The organism is Enterobacter sp. PTB (assembly GCF_051130085.1).
Classification (GTDB): domain Bacteria; phylum Pseudomonadota; class Gammaproteobacteria; order Enterobacterales; family Enterobacteriaceae; genus Enterobacter; species Enterobacter ludwigii.
The window spans coordinates 207,919-227,349 of record NZ_JBDKEE010000005.1; the positions used below are offsets into that span (position 1 = coordinate 207,919).

Here is a 19,431-nt window from a genome sequence, read left to right on the forward strand (position 1 = left end):
AATGCGGGATCGCAATTTTGATGACATCGCGGAAAAGTTTTCGCGCAACATTTATGGCACCACGAAAGGGCAGTTGCGTCAGACGATCCTCTGGCAGGATCTGGACAACATCCTGGCCTCGTTTGAGGGGCAAACGTTGCGCGTGCTGGACGCTGGCGGCGGTGAAGGGCAGACGGCTATTAAAATGGCCCAGCGCGGTCATCACGTAACGCTTTGCGATCTTTCTGCTGAGATGATCGCGCGTGCGACGCGTGCCGCAGAAGAGAAAGGTGTGAGCGACAACATGCATTTTATACAATGCGCCGCTCAGGACATCGCACAGCATTTGGAAACCCAGGTTGATCTGATATTGTTTCATGCAGTGCTGGAGTGGGTTGCCGATCCGCAAAGCGTGTTACGCACCCTGTGGTCGATGTTGCGCCCGGGCGGTACGCTGTCACTGATGTTCTACAATGCTAACGGCTTCCTGATGCACAACATGGTTGCGGGTAACTTCGACTATGTTCAGGTCGGGATGCCAAAAAAGAAAAAACGCACGCTTTCCCCGGATTATCCGCGCGATCCGCAGCAGGTGTATGGCTGGCTGGAAGAGATTGGCTGGGAGATAACCGGGAAAACGGGCGTCAGGGTGTTTCATGATTATCTGCGTGAAAAACACAAACAGCGTGACTGTTTTGACACCTTAACAGAATTAGAAACGCGGTATTGTCGTCAGGAACCTTTTGTCAGTCTTGGCCGCTATATTCACGTCACCGCGCACAAGCCGCAGATGCAAGGATAACCTATGAGTGAATTTTCCCAGACAGTCCCCGAACTGGTTGCCTGGGCCAGGAAAAACGATTTCTCCATCTCGCTGCCGGTAGACAGACTCTCTTTCCTGCTGGCGGTTGCCACGCTGAACGGCGAACGGCTGGATGGCGAAATGAGCGAGGGTGAACTGGTGGATGCGTTCCGCCATGTCAGTGATGCGTTTGAGCAAACCAGCGAAACCATTAGCGTGCGTGCCAACAACGCAATCAACGATATGGTGCGTCAACGTCTGCTGAACCGCTTTACCAGCGAGCAGGCGGAAGGAAACGCCATCTATCGTCTGACGCCACTGGGTATCGGCATCACCGATTACTACATCCGCCAGCGTGAATTTTCCACGCTGCGTCTTTCCATGCAGCTCTCGATTGTGGCGGGTGAACTTAAGCGCGCCGCCGATGCAGCGGATGAAAACGGTGACGAATTCCACTGGCACCGTAACGTCTATGCGCCGCTGAAATATTCGGTGGCAGAGATTTTCGACAGCATCGATCTGACCCAGCGTCTGATGGATGAACAGCAGCAACAGGTAAAAGACGATATCGCACAGTTGCTGAATAAAGACTGGCGTGCGGCCATCTCCAGCTGTGAAATGTTGCTGTCGGAAACCTCGGGTACGCTGCGTGAACTGCAGGATACGCTGGAAGCGGCAGGGGATAAGCTTCAGGCGAACCTGCTGCGCATCCAGGATGCGACCATGGCCCATGACGATCTGCATTTTATTGACCGTCTAGTGTTCGACCTGCAGAGCAAACTCGATCGTATTATTAGCTGGGGTCAGCAGTCGATTGACCTGTGGATCGGTTATGACCGTCACGTGCATAAATTTATCCGTACCGCGATCGATATGGATAAAAACCGCGTCTTTGCTCAGCGTCTGCGCCAGTCGGTACAGACCTATTTCGATGCGCCATGGGCGCTGACTTACGCCAGTGCCGATCGTCTGCTGGATATGCGCGACGAAGAGATGGCTCTGCGCGATGAAGAAGTGACCGGTGAACTGCCACCGGATCTGGAATATGAAGAGTTCAACGAAATTCGTGAGCAACTTGCGGCGATGATCGAAGAACAGCTCGCTGTCTACAAAACCAGACAAGTGCCGCTGGATCTTGGGCTCGTGGTGCGCGACTATCTGGCGCAATATCCTCGTGCGCGCCACTTCGACATCGCCCGCATCGTGGTAGACCAGGCCGTGCGTCTGGGCGTCGCGCAAGCAGATTTCACCGGGCTGCCGCCGAAGTGGCAGCCGATTAACGATTACGGAGCCAAGGTACAGGCGCATGTCATTGACAAATATTGAACAAGTGATGCCAGTTAAGCTGGCACAGGCGCTGGCGAATCCGTTGTTTCCGGCGCTGGACAGCCAACTGCGTGCCGGTCGTCACATTGGCTTAGACGAGCTGGACAATCACGCCTTTTTGATGGACTTCCAGGAGTACCTGGAAGAGTTTTACGCCCGCTATAACGTGGAGCTTATCCGCGCACCGGAAGGGTTTTTCTACCTGCGTCCACGTTCCACAACCCTGATTCCGCGTTCCGTGCTCTCCGAGCTGGATATGATGGTCGGCAAAATTCTTTGCTACCTCTATCTCAGCCCGGAGCGTCTGGCAAATGAAGGCATCTTCACCCAGCAGGAGCTTTACGACGAGCTGCTGGCGCTGGCGGATGAGAGCAAGCTGCTTAAGCTGGTGAACAACCGCTCCACGGGTTCGGATCTTGACCGCCAGAAATTGCAGGAAAAAGTTCGCTCTTCCCTTAACCGTCTGCGTCGTCTGGGCATGGTCTGGTTTATGGGCCATGACAGCAGCAAATTCCGCATCACGGAATCTGTCTTCCGCTTCGGCGCCGATGTGCGTGCGGGCGACGATGCGCGTGAAGCGCAGCTTCGCATGATCCGCGACGGTGAAGCGATGCCGGTGGAAAACCATTTGCAGCTCGATGATGAGCATGAAGAGAATCTGCCGGATAGCGGGGAGGAAGAGTAATGATTGAACGCGGTAAATTTCGCTCACTAACGCTGATTAACTGGAACGGCTTCTTTGCCCGGACGTTCGATCTGGATGAGCTGGTTACGACGCTCTCCGGTGGTAACGGTGCGGGTAAATCCACCACCATGGCGGCGTTTGTTACGGCACTGATCCCCGATCTGACGCTGCTCCATTTCCGTAACACCACCGAAGCGGGGGCGACCAGCGGCTCTCGCGATAAAGGCCTGCACGGTAAACTCAAAGCAGGCGTCTGTTATTCGGTACTGGACGTCATTAACTCCCGACATCAGCGTGTGGTGGTGGGGGTACGTCTGCAGCAGGTCGCAGGCCGTGACCGTAAAGTGGACATTAAACCGTTTGCCATCCAGGGTCTGCCAACCTCCATGCAGCCCACAGCGCTGCTGACGGAAACCCTGAATGAGCGCCAGGCGCGCGTGCTGACGCTGCAGGAGCTGAAAGATAAGCTCGAAACCATCGAAGGCGTGCAGTTCAAGCAGTTCAACTCCATTACGGATTACCACTCCCTGATGTTTGATCTGGGCGTTGTGGCGCGTCGTCTGCGCAGCGCGTCTGACCGTAGCAAATACTACCGTTTGATCGAAGCATCGCTGTACGGTGGTATCTCCAGCGCCATTACCCGCTCCCTGCGCGACTACCTGTTGCCGGAAAACAGCGGCGTGCGTAAGGCCTTCCAGGATATGGAAGCCGCGCTGCGTGAAAACCGCATGACGCTCGAAGCCATTCGCGTGACGCAGTCTGACCGTGACCTGTTTAAGCACCTGATTAGCGAGGCCACCAACTACGTGGCGGCGGACTATATGCGTCACGCCAATGAACGTCGTGTCCATCTCGATCAGGCGTTAGAGTACCGCCGCGAGCTGTTCACCTCCCGTAAACAGCTGGTGGCTGAGCAGTATAAGCACGTCGAAATGGCGCGTGAACTGGGCGAGCACAACGGCGCCGAAGGCGATCTGGAAGCCGATTACCAGGCTGCCAGCGATCACCTGAACCTGGTGCAGACCGCCCTGCGTCAGCAGGAGAAGATCGAGCGCTACGAAGCGGATCTCGATGAGCTGCAAATTCGTCTCGAAGAGCAAAATGAAGTGGTGGCGGAAGCTGCCGACATGCAGGAAGAGAACGAAGCACGTGCCGAGGCCGCCGAGCTGGAAGTGGATGAGCTGAAAAATCAGCTGGCCGATTACCAGCAGGCGCTGGACGTGCAGCAGACGCGTGCAATTCAGTATACCCAGGCACTTCAGGCGTTACAGCGTGCAAAAGAGCTGTGTCATCTGCCTGACCTCACCCCGGAAAGCGCTGACCAGTGGCTGGGTACCTTCCAGGCCAAAGAGCAGGAAGCGACCGAGAAACTGCTCTCGCTTGAACAGAAGATGAGCGTCGCGCAAACGGCGCACAGTCAGTTTGAGCAAGCGTACCAGCTGGTTGTGGCAATTAACGGACCGCTTGCGCGTAACGAAGCGTGGGAAGTTGCCCGTGAACTGCTGCGCGACGGTGTGAACCAGCGCCATCTGGCCGAGCAGGTTCAGCCGCTGCGTATGCGCCTGAACGAACTGGAACAGCGTCTTCGCGAACAACAGGAAGCCGAGCGTATGCTGGCGGAGTTCTGTAAGCGCCAGGGCAAAAATTACGATTTCGACGATCTTGAAGCTCTGCATCAGGAGCTCGAAGCGCGTATTGCTGCGCTTTCCGATTCCGTATCCAACGCCAGTGAACAGCGCATGACGCTGCGCCAGGAGATGGAGCAGCTGCAGTCCCGTTCTAAGGTGCTGCTGCAGCGTGCACCAGTCTGGCTGGCTGCCCAAAGCAGCCTGAACCAGCTCAGTGAACAGTGCGGCGAACAGTTTGAGTCCAGCCAGGACGTGACCGAATATCTGCAACAGCTGCTGGAGCGCGAGCGCGAGGCGATTGTTGAGCGCGATGAAGTCGGCGCCCGTAAACGTGAGATCGATGAAGAGATTGAGCGCTTAAGCCAGCCTGGTGGTTCGGAAGATTCACGTCTGAACGCCCTGGCTGAACGTTTTGGCGGCGTGCTGTTGTCCGAAATCTATGACGATGTCGGTCTGGACGATGCGCCGTACTTCTCAGCCCTGTATGGCCCATCACGTAACGCGATTGTGGTCCCGGATCTGTCGCTGATTGCTGACCAGCTGGCAGGGCTGGAAGATTGCCCGGAAGACCTCTATTTAATCGAAGGGGACCCGCAGTCGTTCGATGACAGCGTATTCAGCGTCGATGAGCTGGAAAAAGCGGTTGTCGTCAAAATCGCCGATCGTCAGTGGCGTTATTCTCGCTTCCCTGAGCTTCCGCTGTTTGGTCGCGCAGCGCGTGAAAACCGGATTGAAAGTCTGCACGCCGAGCGTGAGACGCTGTCTGAACGTTTTGCGACCCTGTCGTTTGACGTGCAGAAAACCCAGCGTCTTCATCAGGCGTTCAGCCGCTTTATCGGCAGCCATCTGGGCGTGGCGTTTGAAGCTGACCCGGAAGCCGAAATTCGCAAGCTCAACACTCGTCGCGGCGAGCTTGAGCGTGCGATCTCAAACCATGAAAATGACAACCAGCAAAGCCGCGTTCAGTTCGAACAGGCGAAAGAGGGCGTTGCGGCCCTTAACCGCATCCTGCCTCGCCTGAATCTGCTGGCAGATGACACGCTGGCTGACCGCGTGGATGAGATTCAGGAACGTCTGGATGAAGCTCAGGAAGCGGCACGTTTTGTTCAGCAGTACGGTAATCAGCTGGCGAAGCTCGAACCAATGGTCTCCGTGTTGCAGAGCGATCCGGAGCAGTTCGAGCAGTTAAAAGAAGATTACGCCTGGTCGCAGCAGGTGCAGCGCGAAGCGCGCCAGCAGGCGTTTGCCCTGACGGAAGTGGTGCAGCGCCGGGCCCACTTCGGCTACTCCGATTCCGCGGAGATGCTGAGCGGTAACAGCGATCTCAATGAGAAGCTGCGTCAGCGCCTTGAACAGGCTGAAGCTGAACGTACTCGCGCCCGTGATGCGATGCGTAGCCACTCGGCACAGCTGAACCAGTACAATCAGGTCCTGGCCTCGCTGAAAAGCTCCTTCGACACCAAGAAAGAGCTGTTAAACGATCTTCAGAAAGAGTTACAGGACATTGGCGTCCGTGCTGACAGCGGAGCAGAAGAGCGGGCGCGTATCCGTCGTGATGAACTGCATGCGCAGCTCAGTAATAACCGCGCACGTCGTAATCAGCTGGAAAAAGCGCTGACCTTCTGTGAAGCGGAAATGGATAACCTGACTCGTCGCCTGCGCAAGCTGGAGCGTGATTATCACGAAATGCGTGAGCAGGTCGTGACCGCGAAGGCGGGCTGGTGCGCCGTCATGCGGATGGTGAAAGACAATAACGTTGAACGCCGTCTGCATCGTCGCGAGCTGGCCTATCTCTCTGCGGATGAACTGCGCTCTATGTCCGATAAGGCGCTGGGTGCCTTGCGTCTGGCGGTGGCGGATAACGAACACCTGCGCGATGTGCTGCGTATGTCCGAAGATCCGAAACGCCCTGAGCGTAAGATCCAGTTCTTCGTGGCCGTTTATCAGCACCTGCGTGAGCGTATTCGTCAGGACATCATTCGTACCGACGATCCGGTCGAAGCCATTGAGCAGATGGAAATCGAACTGGGCCGCCTGACGGAAGAGTTGACCTCCCGCGAGCAGAAGCTGGCTATCAGTTCCCGCAGCGTGGCGAATATCATCCGTAAAACCATCCAGCGCGAGCAGAACCGAATTCGCCAGCTGAACCAGGGCTTGCAGAGCGTATCGTTTGGTCAGGTGAACAGCGTGCGTCTGAACGTGAACGTGCGTGAAGCGCACTCGACGCTGCTGGAAGTGTTGTCTGAACAGCACGAACAGCATCAGGATCTGTTCAACAGCAACCGTCTGACCTTCTCCGAAGCGCTGGCGAAACTGTATCAACGCCTTAATCCGCAGATTGACATGGGGCAACGCACGCCGCAAACCATTGGTGAAGAGCTCCTGGATTACCGTAACTACCTGGAAATGGAAGTGGAGGTTAACCGTGGTTCAGACGGCTGGCTCCGTGCGGAGTCCGGTGCACTCTCTACCGGTGAAGCTATCGGTACCGGGATGTCGATTCTGGTGATGGTGGTCCAGAGCTGGGAAGATGAAGCACGTCGTCTGCGCGGCAAAGATATCTCCCCATGTCGACTGCTGTTCCTGGATGAAGCGGCGCGTCTTGACGCCCGCTCAATTGCCACGCTGTTTGAACTCTGTGAGCGTCTTGATATGCAGCTCATTATCGCAGCGCCGGAGAACATCAGTCCTGAGAAAGGCACCACGTATAAACTGGTGCGTAAGGTATTCCAGAATACCGAACACGTTCACGTGGTCGGGTTACGCGGTTTTGCCCCACAGCCGCCAGAATCCTTACCGGAAACAACGGCAGACGCGTCCTGAGGCGTTTTCTAACCGTGAGCGGCGCACCAGCGCCGCTTTTTTTTTCGCTTAACTTGTGTTTAAGGCTGCGTTATCTTTAAACTTCTTTACATAAGGTAAGGCAACAGGTTTGCCGTCACCCTATAATAAAAGAAAGCCCCAACGTGATGGGCATGTCGTGAAAACAGGGGGCAAGGGATGTTGCTAAAGAAAAAATGTGGTCGTCAGCTGTCTGCGCTAAGTTTATGCCTGGCAGTGACGTTTGCTCCACTGTTAACCGCTCAGGCCGACGAGCCTGAAATTGTGCCGACTGACAGCACAGCAACGACTGGCACACAGCCAACGTCGCTGTCTCAACCGCTGGAGCAGTCTCCTGCGACGGCCATCATGGCCGGTATTAAACCGTTGCCAGAAGGCATCGACGCGGAATCGCTTCGCCAGCAGCTGCTGTCTGGGCTGCCAGCAGGCTACACGCCTGTCTATACCAGCCAGCTCACGCTGCTCTATGCGGCGCGTGACATGAAACCCATGTGGGAAAACCGTGATGCCGTGCGCGCCTTCCAGCAACAGCTGGCAGAAGTCGCCATTGCAGGGTTCCAGCCGCAGTTCACAAAATGGGTTGAGCTCTTAACCGATCCTGCTGTCACCGGGCAGGCGCGGGACGTGGTGCTTTCCGATACCATGATGGGGTATCTCCAGTTTGTGGCCGGTATTCCGGTCAATGGTAACCGTTGGTTGTACAGCGATAAGCCTTACAAGCTGGCGACTCCGGCACTGTCGGTAATTAACCAGTGGCAACTGGCGCTGGATAGTGGCGATCTGCCGCGCTTTATTGCGAGCCTCGCGCCGGCACATCCGCAATACGCGACCATGCATCAGTCGCTTCTGGAACTGGTCGGGGATTCACGTCCGTGGCCGCAGATGCGTGGTACCGCGACGCTGCGTCCTGGACAGTGGAGCAGCGATGTGCCTGCCCTGCGTGAGATCCTCAAACGCTCTGGTATTCTGGATAGCGGGCCTAAAATTGCCCTGCCGGGTGACGATGCACAAAGCGTCGTTGTCAGCCCGTCAGCCCCGGTGAAAGAGAAAAAAGCCGCCGTTCTGAGTGATAAGCCCGCGGCCTACGATCGGGAGCTGGTTGCAGCGGTTAAGCAGTTTCAGGCTGCTCAGGGGCTGGGTGCTGATGGCGTGATTGGCCAGTCAACGCGCGACTGGCTGAACGTCTCACCTGCGCAGCGGGCAGGGGTGCTGGCGCTCAATATCCAGCGTTTACGCTTGCTGCCAGGGACCCTCTCTACCGGCATCATGGTGAATATTCCAGCGTATTCGCTGGTCTATTACCAGAACGGCAGTGAAGTGCTGGCGTCACGCGTGATTGTGGGACGTCCCGATCGCAAAACGCCGATGATGAGCAGTGCCCTGAACAACGTGGTGGTTAACCCGCCGTGGAACGTACCGCCGACGCTGGCACGTAAAGACATTCTGCCCAAGGTCTGGAACGATCCGGGTTACCTTGAACGCCATGGCTATACGGTGATGCGCGGCTGGAACAGCAAAGAGGCGATAGACCCCTATATGGTCGACTGGTCAACCATTACCGCGTCTAATCTGCCATTCCGGTTCCAGCAGGCACCCGGTGCGCATAACTCGCTCGGACGCTACAAGTTCAATATGCCGAGTTCAGATGCTATCTATCTGCACGATACGCCGAACCACAATCTGTTCCAGAAAGACACCCGCGCGCTGAGTTCAGGCTGTGTGCGTGTCAATAAAGCCTCGGAGCTGGCTAATATGCTGTTGCAGGATGCAGGCTGGAACGATACGCGCATCTCTGACGCCCTGAAGCAGGGGGATACGCGTTACGTTAATATTCGCCATAATATTCCGGTCAATCTTTATTATCTGACGGCGTTTGTGGGTGAGGACGGGCAGACGCAGTATCGTACAGATATTTACAATTATGATCTCACGGCGCGATCCGGCGCACAAATTTTGCCAAAAGCTGAACAATTAATCAGGTAAATGAAGCAGTTCGGGAAAATAGGTTGTCGTAAGTAATGGTGAATACGGGGCTATATGGCTGGAGGCCGCGTATTTACTGGGGTTGGGTGCCTTGACGTAGTCGGCTTTGCCAGTTAAGGTGCCCTTCGTGCGCTAAGCATATTTACGATAAACATTGACCTGTAGACCTGATTATCATGGACAAATTTGACGCTAATCGCCGCAAACTGCTGGCGTTAGGTGGTGTTGCGCTCGGCGCAGCGGCCATCTTGCCGACGCCAGCATTTGCCACCCTCTCGACACCTCGTCCGCGAGTTTTAACGCTCAACAATCTCCACACCGGTGAGTCGTTAAAAGCGGAGTTCTTCGATGGCAGAGGCTATATTCAGGATGAATTAGCAAGACTTAACCATTTTTTCCGTGATTTCCGCGCGAATAAAATAAAAGCCATCGACCCGGGACTGTTTGATCAGTTATTCCGCCTTCAGGGCCTGCTGGGTACCAGCAAGCCAGTGCAGCTTATTTCTGGTTATCGCTCTGTTGATACCAATAATGAACTGCGCGCCCACAGCCGTGGGGTAGCGAAAAAAAGCTATCACACGAAGGGACAGGCAATGGATTTCCATATTGAAGGCGTTTCGTTAGCCAATATTCGCAAAGCTGCGTTATCTATGCGCGCAGGTGGTGTAGGATATTACCCAAGTAGCAACTTTGTGCATATTGATACCGGTCCGGTCCGGCACTGGTAATAACGAAACACAGGAGCAGTATGAACTATCGTATTATTCCGGTTACTGCATTCTCCCAGAATTGTTCATTAATCTGGTGTGAGCAAACCAAACTGGCCGCGCTTGTCGATCCCGGCGGTGACGCTGAGAAAATCAAGCAGGAAGTCGCTGATAGCGGTGTCACGCTGATGCAGATTTTACTGACGCATGGTCATCTTGATCATGTTGGTGCGGCGGCGGAGCTGGCACAGCACTTCGGTGTGCCTGTGATCGGTCCGGAAAAAGAAGATGAGTTCTGGCTGCAGGGTTTACCAGCCCAGAGCCGCATGTTTGGCCTTGATGAGTGTCTGCCCCTGACGCCCGATCGCTGGCTAAATGAAGGAGAGCGCGTTAACGTAGGGAATGTGACTTTACAGGTGTTGCATTGTCCTGGGCATACGCCAGGCCATATTGTCTTCTTTGATGACCAGTCCCGTCTGCTGATTTCCGGCGATGTGATTTTCAAAGGTGGCGTAGGACGCAGCGATTTTCCACGTGGCGACCACGGACAGCTGATTCAGTCGATTAAACAGAAGTTGTTGCCGCTGGGCGATGATGTGACGTTTATCCCTGGACACGGTCCGATGTCGACGCTGGGTTATGAACGACTCCATAACCCGTTCCTTCAGGACGAAATGCCTGTCTGGTAACCAGAATAAAAAAAGCCTGCATTACGCAGGCTTTTTTTTATGGGTGCAATTTACAGCACGGCGACGATGGCTTCGCACAGCGGTGCCATATTGTCTGGGGTCATGCCTGCAACGTTGACGCGGCCAGACGCCACGGCGTAGACGCCAAACTCTTCACGCAGACGCAGAACCTGTTCTTTGGTCAGGCCGCTGAAAGAGAACATACCGTTCTGCTTAATAATAAAGCTGAAGTCACGGTCAGCGCCTTTCTCCGCAAGGGTGTTCACAAACAGCAGACGCATGCGCTGAATACGCTGACGCATATCGTTCAGCTCTTGTTCCCAGATAGCGCGCAGTGCATCGTTGCTCAGGATAGTCGCAACGACAGAGGCACCGTGTGCAGGCGGGTTAGAGTAGTTAGCGCGGATCACGGATTTCATCTGGCTGAATGCACGATCAACGGTTTCAGTGTTCGCCGCAACCAGTGTACAGGCACCGACACGCTCATTGTACAGACCGAAGTTCTTGGAGTAAGAGCTTGCCACGATCAGTTCCTGATGCACGGCAGCAAAAGCGCGCAGGCCTTCCGCGTCTTCTTCCAGACCACGGGCGAAGCCCTGGTATGCAAAGTCAAACAGCGGCAGCCAGCCTTTTTCTACGGAGAGCTTCGCCAGCTGTTCCCACTGTTCCAGCGTTGGATCAATACCGGTTGGGTTGTGGCAGCAGCCGTGGAACAGCACCACATCACCCGCCTGAGCCTCGTTCAGGCTGGCCAGCAGACCGTCGAAGTCCAGAGAGTGGTTAGCCGCGTCGTAGTAAGCATATTCGCGTACTTCCAGGCCTGCAGAGTTGAATACGCTCTTGTGGTTTGGCCAGCTTGGGTTGCTCACCCAGACACGCTTAACAGAGGTGTTTTTCGCAAGGAAATCCGCCGCGACGCGCAGCGCGCCGGTACCGCCAGGAGTCTGTGCTGTACGCGCACGCTTGTCGCTCACAATTGCACTGCCTTTGCCGAACAGCAGTTCCTGAGTGCAACGACCAAATTCAGGGATACCATCAATACCGAGGTAATTTTTGGTGGTTTCATTTTCCAGCAGATACTGCTCAGCTTTTTTAACGCTGGTCAGCACCGGGGTTTTGCCGGTTTCATCTTTATATACACCAATACCCAGGTTGATTTTACCAGGGCGGTCGTCGGCACGAAACAGATCGGCCAGGCCCAGAATAGGGTCGGCAGGAGCGGCGGTAATGTTCTCAAACATGACGAAGTTCCATTGTGATTACAGAAGTGAAATCCGCTATCAGGTTAACGGTAGATTTACAAAATGCCAACCGTTTGCGACAAAAAGCGTGCGGCTTTTCAAAAGTCGCCATTTTTTGCTATCAGACATAAAAAAAACAGGGCCGAAGCCCTGTTCATTAAGCATATAACAACGTGGTGTACTGATTAGAACTGGTAGGTCACAGCCATTGCAACCTGGTCGTCTTTACCGTTCACGATACCCACGCTACGAGAGTAGTCGGTGTCGTCGATCAGGTTCAACTGGTAATCAACATAGATGTTGAAGTTTTTGTTGAAGTAGTAAGTTGCACCCAGTTCAACGAATTTCTGCAGGTCAGCATCGCCGCCAGCGAAGGTGCCACGTTGTGCAAGGTTTTTACCTTTAGACTGCACGTAGGACACTGATGGGCGCAGACCGAAGTCGAACTGGTACTGAGCGATAACTTCGAAGTTCTGCGTTTTGTTTGCGAAAGAACCGTCGTCTTCACGGGTCATGTTACGCGTTTCAGCATAGGTGGTTGCCAGGTAGATGTTGTTCGCATCGTATTTAGCACCAACAGCCCATGCTTCCGCTTTCTCGCCTTTGCCGTCTGCGGATTGCCCGTCAGTACGGTCAGAGTTGCTGTATGCGCCGATCAGGCCGAAACCTTCACCGAACTCATAACCTACAGAGGTACCGAAACCGTCACCGTTAGCGGTTCTCACGTCAGTACGCTCGTTTTTGCCCTGATATTGCAGACCCAAGCTCAGACCATCAACCAGACCGAAGAAGTCTGAGTTGCGGTAAGTCAGGAGACCAGAGTTACGGCCAGTCATGAAGTTGTCAGAGTAGTTTGCCCAGGTCATACCTGAGAAAGATGGCGCCATATCGGTGTAAGATTCTACGTCGTATACGATACCGTAGTTACGGCCGTAGTCGATGGAACCTGCATCACCCGCTTTCAGACCGGCGAACGCCAGACGGGTACGCTGAGTCTGGTTGCTTTCTGCCTGGCTTGCCAGAGCACGGTATTCCCACTGACCGAAACCAGTCAGTTGGTCGTTAATTTGAGTCTCGCCTTTGAAACCGATCTGAGCATAGGTAGCGTCGTTGCTGTCAGTGTTGTCACCAGAGGTAACGAAGTCGTGCTCACCAACCACTTTCCCGTACAGATCCAGTTTGTTGCCGCTTTTGTTATAGATTTCTGCAGCGTTAGCTGCACCGGCTACCAGCAGGGCAGGGATTACCACTGCCAGAATATTGCGCTTCATCATTATTTATTACCCTCATTGGTTTTTTTATGACACTCGCCACTGCCGCCAATAAATTCTGTCAATAAATATTTCCGGAACTATTGATGAGAGTTAGGTGTCTTTATGTATCTGACAGGCATCTTTCCATTCATAGAACCGTTTTGCTAGCCTGAAAGTGCTACAATTTTCAAGATTAAGTTACAAAAAGAAATCATGTGTAACCAAATGTGTATTTTTCGGAACTTTGTGAACCACCTCAAATTTCAGCGTTCACTGGCGAATTAAACGGCAGATACTTTGATATCTATATGAAAAGCTTATAATTAATTTAGATAAAGGCAATTCCTATAAACAGAAGCCAAACGGCTCATTTTTTCTTATGACCCGAAAAAGACTTCTGGATGGCTGTAAAACTGGTTGAATTTTGTGCTATTGCTTCAGATTGCAATAAGCGCAATAAGAATAGGGTTTATTTTTTGTGCGTAGATGTTTCGTGGAAACAAAACGTAACAGGTAGTGGTTGTAACGGGGTTGTGGTTTAAAAATGCTGACTTTGCGCTGACGAAAACTGACAATGCAGAATAAAATAATGGCCAGCAATTGCTGGCCATTTGTTATTCAGTCGATTAGAAACTGGCGTTACGCGGTGTGCGTGGGAATGGAATAACGTCACGGACGTTCTGAACACCGGTGACATAGGCGATCAGACGCTCAAAGCCCAGACCAAAACCGGCATGCGGGACGGTACCGTAACGGCGTAAATCGCGATACCAGCTGTAATCCGCAGGATTAAGGCCCATCTCTTCCATGCGTGCGTCCAGTACGTCAAGACGCTCTTCACGCTGAGAACCACCGATGATTTCACCAATGCCCGGTGCCAGGACGTCCATCGCCGCAACGGTTTTACCGTCTTCGTTAAGGCGCATATAGAAGGCCTTAATGTCTTTCGGGTAGTTTTTCACCACAACCGGTGCTTTGAAGTGCTTCTCGGCCAGGTAACGCTCGTGCTCAGACGCCAGGTCAACGCCCCAGTAAACCGGGTTCTCAAACTTCTCACCGCATTTCTCGAGGATGGCCACCGCGTCGGTGTAGTCCACCTGCGCGAAATCTGCTGAGACGAAACGCTCCAGACGTGCGACTGCATCGCTGTCGACACGCTCTGCGAAGAATTTCATGTCGTCAGGACGCTCTTCCAGCACCGCTTTGAAGACATATTTCAGCATCGCTTCTGCCAGACCCGCGACATCATCCAGATCTGCGAACGCCACTTCAGGCTCCAGCATCCAGAATTCCGCCAGGTGACGGCTGGTGTTGGAGTTTTCTGCACGGAAGGTAGGACCAAAGGTGTAGATTTTGGACAGCGCGCAGGCGTAAGTTTCACCGTTGAGCTGACCAGAAACCGTCAGGAAGGCCTCTTTACCGAAGAAGTCTTTGTCATAGTCCACTTTACCTTCTGACGTACGCGGCAGGTTTTCCATGTCCAGCGTAGAGACGCGGAACATTTCACCCGCGCCTTCCGTATCGGACGCGGTGATCAGTGGGGTAGACACCCAGAAATAACCCTGCTCGTCGAAGAAACGATGCAGCGCCTGCGCCAGCGTATGACGCACGCGGGCAACCGCACCAATCAGGTTGGTGCGTGGACGCAGGTGCGCCACTTCACGCAGGTATTCGATGCTGTGACGTTTTGCCGCCATTGGGTAGGTGTCGGGATCTTCAACCCAGCCAGTGACTTCAATGGCAGAGGCCTGAATTTCGAAACTCTGACCCTGACCAGGTGATGCCACAACAACACCGGTTACGATAACGGAACAACCCGTTGTCAGGCGCAGAACGTCATCATTGTAATTGGGCAGAGAATTATTAATGACGGCCTGTACAGGATCAAAGCAGGAACCGTCATAGACGGCAAGGAAGGAGATGCCAGCTTTAGAATCTCGGCGAGTACGCACCCATCCGCGCACGGTGACTTCTTGGTCAACGGCGACACGGCCCTGGAGTACGTCGGCTACAGGCACAACGCTCATAATATTCTCTCTGTTAATAGTCGGAAAAAATAAACACTTGTCCACCCTTACTGGGGGGGATATCTATGTTACCTGGCATCCGCCATCAGACAAGCAGATTTCGCAGTCAAAAGAGAAGAATTAAGAAATAAATTGAGGAGAGGGGAGCCTGAAAGGCTCCCGAAAGCAGTTAACTGGCTTTTTTGATCTGCGGCAGATCGAATGCTTTGCGTAATGCGCGCACAAAGGCTTTGTCATGGCAGATGGTTTTACCGGGGCTATCGGAGAGCTTAGCTACCGGCTTACCGTTACATTCCACCAGTTTTATCACGATGTTCAGAGGTTTTACCTGAGGGATGTCGCAGGTCAGGCGGGTGCCAATCCCAAAGCTCAGGTTAATTCTGGAGGTGAAATGACGATAGAGATCGACCGCTTTCGCCAGATCGAGGTTATCGGAGAAGACCAGCACCTTGCTCATCGGGTCAATGCCCAGTTTTTCGTAATGGGCAATGGCCTTTTCACCCCATTCAACCGGATCCCCGGAATCATGGCGTAATCCCTGATAACGTTCGGCAAATTCAGGGCCAAAATCACGCAGGAACGCGTCCATCGTAATACAGTCGGTAAGCGCGATGCCCAGTTGATTGGGATATTCTTCCAGCCACGCGGCCAGTGCGGCACGCTGGCTGTTTGCCAGGTCCGGGCTTATCTGCTGATGCGCCTGGAACCACTCATGCGCCTGGGTACCCATTGGGGTCAGATCCAGACGACGTGCCAGATCGTAGTTGCTGGTGCCCACGAACCACGGCTCCTGCTGCAGACGCTTCACAATAGCCTGCTGCACTTCGCGAGAGAAACGGCGACGCGTGCCAAAATCCATCAGGCGGAAGCGGGACATATCCAGCCCTTCGGTCAGCGTTGAGAATGCGGCCAGTTTATTTTCCAGCGACGCGACTGCCTGCTCAACGCCGGTTTCCGGGGAACGGTAGCGGTGGGCCAGTTCACTGATCACCGCGAGAAGCGGAACTTCCCACATGATCACTTCACGCCACGGGCCTTCAAGACGAATATCCAGCTTGCCGTTATCATTGACCACGGTCACCTGCTCCGGCTTATAGCGGAAGTCGCGCAGCCAGTTCAGGTAGTCAGCTTTAAAGAAGGGCAGGCCAGAGAGCCACTGATATTCGTCGTCCTGCAGCGTCAGATGCTGCATAGCATCGACCTGTTCACGAATGGAGTCTGCGTAGATACCGAGCAAGTCGTCACCACGGCAGCGGAATTCCGCCGCGACATGGACGTCATAGTAATGGTGGAAAACGGCTTGCTGCATATGCAGTTTATACGCGTCGGTATCCAGCAATGTATGCAGAACAGGAGAAGCGAATTGAGTCATAGGTGCGCAGTAGCATCCTCTCACAGGAGCGTTTAGTACAATAAACAACTCCGGAGTATACCTTGTTTAGTGATTTATTGAACCCCGATCACAACATAAGCGCTCTTTATGGTCGAGGGCATTTTGTGCCCCGTGTTATACAAATGTAGCGAAAAAGGTGTTTGTACCTGAAAAGATGAACATTCTGCATAGCGCGTTTTACACAACAGGAATAGACTGGATTCGTTATTCGACAAACGATGCATAAGGTTTTCTATGACACAACAGCCACAAGCCAAATACCGCCACGACTACCGTGCGCCGGATTACCTGATTAGCGATATCGATCTGACTTTTGACCTGGATGCCACTAAAACCGTTGTCACGGCGGTAAGCCAGCTCACGCGCCAGAGCGCGACGGCTGTGCCGCTGCGTCTGGATGGTGAAGACCTGACGCTGGTCTCCGTGCAGATCAATGATCAAGCATGGTCTGACTATAAAATAGAAGGCAACCAGCTGGTTATCGACAACCTGCCGGAACGCTTTACGCTGCGCATCGTGAATGAAATCAGCCCGGCTGCCAACACGGCGCTGGAAGGGCTTTACCAGTCTGGCGTGGCCCTGTGCACCCAGTGTGAGGCCGAAGGTTTCCGCCACATTACCTGGTATCTTGACCGCCCGGACGTGCTGGCACGCTTTACAACGAAAATCATCGCCGATAAAACCCTCTATCCGTTCCTGCTTTCCAACGGCAACCGCGTAGGTGAAGGCGAGCTGGAAAACGGTCGCCACTGGGTACAGTGGCAGGATCCGTTCCCGAAACCGTGTTACCTGTTTGCGCTGGTGGCGGGTGATTTCGACGTGCTGCGTGATACGTTCAAAACCCGTTCAGGCCGCGACGTCGCGCTGGAGTTGTTCGTCGACCGCGGCAACCTGGACCGCGCGCCATGGGCGATGACCTCGCTTATCAACTCCATGAAGTGGGATGAAGAGCGCTTTGGCCTCGAGTATGACCTCGACATCTATATGATCGTTGCTGTCGACTTCTTCAACATGGGCGCGATGGAGAATAAAGGTCTTAACGTCTTTAACTCCAAATACGTCCTGGCACGTACCGATACCGCGACCGATAAAGATTACCTGGATATTGAACGCGTCATCGGACACGAGTATTTCCATAACTGGACCGGAAACCGCGTCACCTGCCGTGACTGGTTCCAGCTGAGCCTGAAAGAGGGCCTGACCGTCTTCCGTGACCAGGAGTTCAGTTCGGATCTGGGTTCCCGTGCGGTGAACCGCATTAACAACGTGCGCACCATGCGTGGCCTGCAGTTTGCGGAAGATGCCAGCCCAATGGCACACCCTATCCGTCCCGATAAAGTCATCGAGATGAATAACTTCTACACCCTGACGGTGTACGAAAAAGGGGCGGAAATTATCCGCATGATCCATACCCTGCTGGGTGAAGAGAACTTCCAGAAAGGGATGCAGCTCTACTTCGAGCGTCATGACGGCAGCGCAGCCACCTGCGACGATTTTGTGCAGGCGATGGAGGATGCGTCTAATGTCGATCTTTCCCATTTCCGCCGCTGGTACAGCCAGGCCGGCACGCCGATTGTCACCGTCAAAGACGACTACAACCCGGAAAGCGAGCAGTACACCCTGACCATCAGCCAGCGCACGCCGCCAACGGCAGAGCAGGAAGAAAAACACCCGCTGCACATTCCGTTCAGTATTGAACTGTATGACAACGAGGGTAACGTGATCCCGCTGCAGAAGGGCGGTCATCCGGTCCACCACGTCCTGAACGTGACCCAGGCGGAACAGACCTTTATCTTTGATAACGTCTATTTCCAGCCGGTTCCCGCGCTGCTGTGTGAATTCTCTGCGCCCGTGAAACTGGAATATAAGTGGAGCGACCAGCAACTGACGTTCCTGATGCGCCATGCGCGCAATGACTTCTCACGCTGGGATGCGGCGCAAAGCCTGCTGGCGACCTACATCAAGCTGAACGTTAATCGTCATCAGCAGGGCCAGCCGCTGTCGCTGCCGGTTCACGTTGCGGACGCATTCCGCGCAGTCCTGCTGGATGAGAAGATTGACCCGGCGCTGGCGGCTGAAATTCTGACGTTGCCATCCGCAGGCGAAATCGCTGAACTGTTCGACATCATCGATCCGATTGCCATTGTGGCGGTGCGTGAAGCGCTGACCCGTACGCTGGCGAACGAGCTTGCGGACGAATTCCTCGCAATCTACAACGCCAATAAGCTTGACGCTTATCGTGTGGAACATGCTGATATCGGTAAACGTTCCCTGCGTAACACCTGCCTGCGTTATCTGGCCTTCGGTGAGCGCGAGCTGGCAAACACGCTGGTGAGCAAGCAGTATCACGAAGCAGACAACATGACCGACGCGCTGGCCGCCCTGGCTGCAAGTGTTGCCGCTGAACTGCCATGCCGTGATGCGCTGATGCAGGAGTACGACGACAAGTGGCATCAGGATGGTCTGGTGATGGACAAGTGGTTTATCCTGCAGGCCACCAGCCCGGCGGCCGATGCCCTCAGCAATGTACGCAGTCTGCTGAAGCATCGCTCCTTCACCATGAGCAACCCAAACCGCGTGCGTTCCCTGATTGGTGCGTTTGCCAGCAGCAACCCGGCGGCGTTCCATGCGGAAGATGGCAGCGGTTATCAGTTTATGGTGGAAATGTTGACCGAGCTGAACAGCCGTAACCCACAGGTGGCGTCACGCCTGATTGAGCCGCTGATCCGTCTGAAACGCTATGATGCACAGCGCCAGGCGAAAATGCGTGCTGCGCTTGAGCAGCTGAAAGGGCTGGAAAACCTGTCTGGCGATCTGTACGAGAAGATCGCTAAGGCACTGGCCTGATCGAAAGACCCATCCTCCCTCTCCCGGTGG

Annotated in this window: 12 protein-coding genes; 8 read left to right on the forward strand and 4 right to left on the reverse strand. The window is 54.1% G+C overall.

The genetic code is table 11. From position 1 onward, the window contains the following. The first annotated feature begins 1 nt into the window (after position 1). The 7 genes from cmoM (at position 2) to AAIR21_RS08705 (ending at position 10,640) form a co-directional block, all read left to right on the forward strand. A complete protein-coding gene (cmoM, locus tag AAIR21_RS08675) occupies positions 2-781 on the forward strand; it encodes a tRNA uridine 5-oxyacetic acid(34) methyltransferase CmoM (RefSeq protein ID WP_020884812.1) in 780 nt (259 codons plus the stop codon). A gap of 3 nt (positions 782-784) precedes the next feature. Beyond that, complete coding sequence (gene mukF, locus AAIR21_RS08680; RefSeq protein WP_014169399.1) at positions 785-2,107, forward strand: chromosome partition protein MukF; 1,323 nt, start codon at positions 785-787, stop codon at positions 2,105-2,107. Next, entirely contained in the window at positions 2,088-2,792 is a 705-nt protein-coding gene (gene mukE, locus AAIR21_RS08685) for a chromosome partition protein MukE (RefSeq protein ID WP_014169400.1), read from the forward strand. Before mukF ends, mukE begins: the two co-directional genes overlap by 20 nt. Next, positions 2,792-7,243 carry a chromosome partition protein MukB gene (mukB, locus tag AAIR21_RS08690; protein WP_020884811.1) on the forward strand — a complete coding sequence of 1,484 codons (4,452 nt, stop codon included), beginning with the start codon at positions 2,792-2,794 and terminating at the stop codon, positions 7,241-7,243. Before mukE ends, mukB begins: the two co-directional genes overlap by 1 nt. Positions 7,244-7,420: 177 nt before the next feature. Beyond that, on the forward strand, positions 7,421-9,244 hold the full coding sequence (gene ldtD / locus AAIR21_RS08695; RefSeq protein ID WP_183516499.1) for a L,D-transpeptidase: 1,824 nt from the start codon (positions 7,421-7,423) through the stop codon (positions 9,242-9,244). Positions 9,245-9,420: 176 nt separating this feature from the next. Further along, the gene (locus tag AAIR21_RS08700; RefSeq protein WP_014169403.1) at positions 9,421-9,972 is read left to right on the forward strand and encodes a YcbK family protein; all 552 of its coding nucleotides are present in this window, start codon (positions 9,421-9,423) and stop codon (positions 9,970-9,972) included. A 20-nt stretch (positions 9,973-9,992) separates the two neighbouring features. After that, positions 9,993-10,640 (forward strand): MBL fold metallo-hydrolase, encoded by a 648-nt coding sequence (locus AAIR21_RS08705; RefSeq protein ID WP_020884810.1) that lies wholly within the window; start codon positions 9,993-9,995, stop codon positions 10,638-10,640. 50 nt (positions 10,641-10,690) lie between these two features. Here AAIR21_RS08705 and aspC read toward each other — a convergent pair whose 3' ends face one another. The 4 genes from aspC to pncB all read right to left on the reverse strand — a co-directional run bounded on the left by aspC (position 10,691) and on the right by pncB (position 16,533). Further along, complete coding sequence (gene aspC, locus AAIR21_RS08710; protein ID WP_020884809.1) at positions 10,691-11,881, reverse strand: aspartate transaminase; 1,191 nt, start codon at positions 11,879-11,881, stop codon at positions 10,691-10,693. Between the two features lie 185 nt (positions 11,882-12,066). Further along, positions 12,067-13,155 carry a porin gene (locus AAIR21_RS08715; protein ID WP_020884808.1) on the reverse strand — a complete coding sequence of 363 codons (1,089 nt, stop codon included), beginning with the start codon at positions 13,153-13,155 and terminating at the stop codon, positions 12,067-12,069. Positions 13,156-13,760: 605 nt separating this feature from the next. After that, positions 13,761-15,161, reverse strand: a complete 1,401-nt coding sequence (gene asnS, locus AAIR21_RS08720; protein ID WP_020884807.1) for an asparagine--tRNA ligase — start codon at positions 15,159-15,161, stop codon at positions 13,761-13,763. 169 nt (positions 15,162-15,330) lie between these two features. After that, entirely contained in the window at positions 15,331-16,533 is a 1,203-nt protein-coding gene (pncB, locus tag AAIR21_RS08725; RefSeq protein ID WP_025204545.1) for a nicotinate phosphoribosyltransferase, read from the reverse strand. Between the two features lie 255 nt (positions 16,534-16,788). Here pncB and pepN point away from each other — a divergent pair, with 255 nt between their 5' ends. Beyond that, a complete protein-coding gene (gene pepN, locus AAIR21_RS08730; protein ID WP_183516498.1) occupies positions 16,789-19,401 on the forward strand; it encodes an aminopeptidase N in 2,613 nt (870 codons plus the stop codon). Positions 19,402-19,431 lie beyond the last annotated feature (30 nt).

Bases quoted from the DNA above. Each gene is read 5' to 3' on its own strand.
- cmoM (WP_020884812.1), top strand. From the start codon at position 2: ATGCGGGATCGCAATTTTGATGACATCGCGGAAAAGTTTTCGCGCAAC.
- mukF (WP_014169399.1), top strand. From the start codon at position 785: ATGAGTGAATTTTCCCAGACAGTCCCCGAACTGGTTGCCTGGGCCAGG.
- mukE (WP_014169400.1), top strand. From the start codon at position 2,088: ATGTCATTGACAAATATTGAACAAGTGATGCCAGTTAAGCTGGCACAG.
- mukB (WP_020884811.1), top strand. From the start codon at position 2,792: ATGATTGAACGCGGTAAATTTCGCTCACTAACGCTGATTAACTGGAAC.
- ldtD (WP_183516499.1), top strand. From the start codon at position 7,421: ATGTTGCTAAAGAAAAAATGTGGTCGTCAGCTGTCTGCGCTAAGTTTA.
- AAIR21_RS08700 (WP_014169403.1), top strand. From the start codon at position 9,421: ATGGACAAATTTGACGCTAATCGCCGCAAACTGCTGGCGTTAGGTGGT.
- AAIR21_RS08705 (WP_020884810.1), top strand. From the start codon at position 9,993: ATGAACTATCGTATTATTCCGGTTACTGCATTCTCCCAGAATTGTTCA.
- aspC (WP_020884809.1), bottom strand. From the start codon at position 11,881: ATGTTTGAGAACATTACCGCCGCTCCTGCCGACCCTATTCTGGGCCTG.
- AAIR21_RS08715 (WP_020884808.1), bottom strand. From the start codon at position 13,155: ATGATGAAGCGCAATATTCTGGCAGTGGTAATCCCTGCCCTGCTGGTA.
- asnS (WP_020884807.1), bottom strand. From the start codon at position 15,161: ATGAGCGTTGTGCCTGTAGCCGACGTACTCCAGGGCCGTGTCGCCGTT.
- pncB (WP_025204545.1), bottom strand. From the start codon at position 16,533: ATGACTCAATTCGCTTCTCCTGTTCTGCATACATTGCTGGATACCGAC.
- pepN (WP_183516498.1), top strand. From the start codon at position 16,789: ATGACACAACAGCCACAAGCCAAATACCGCCACGACTACCGTGCGCCG.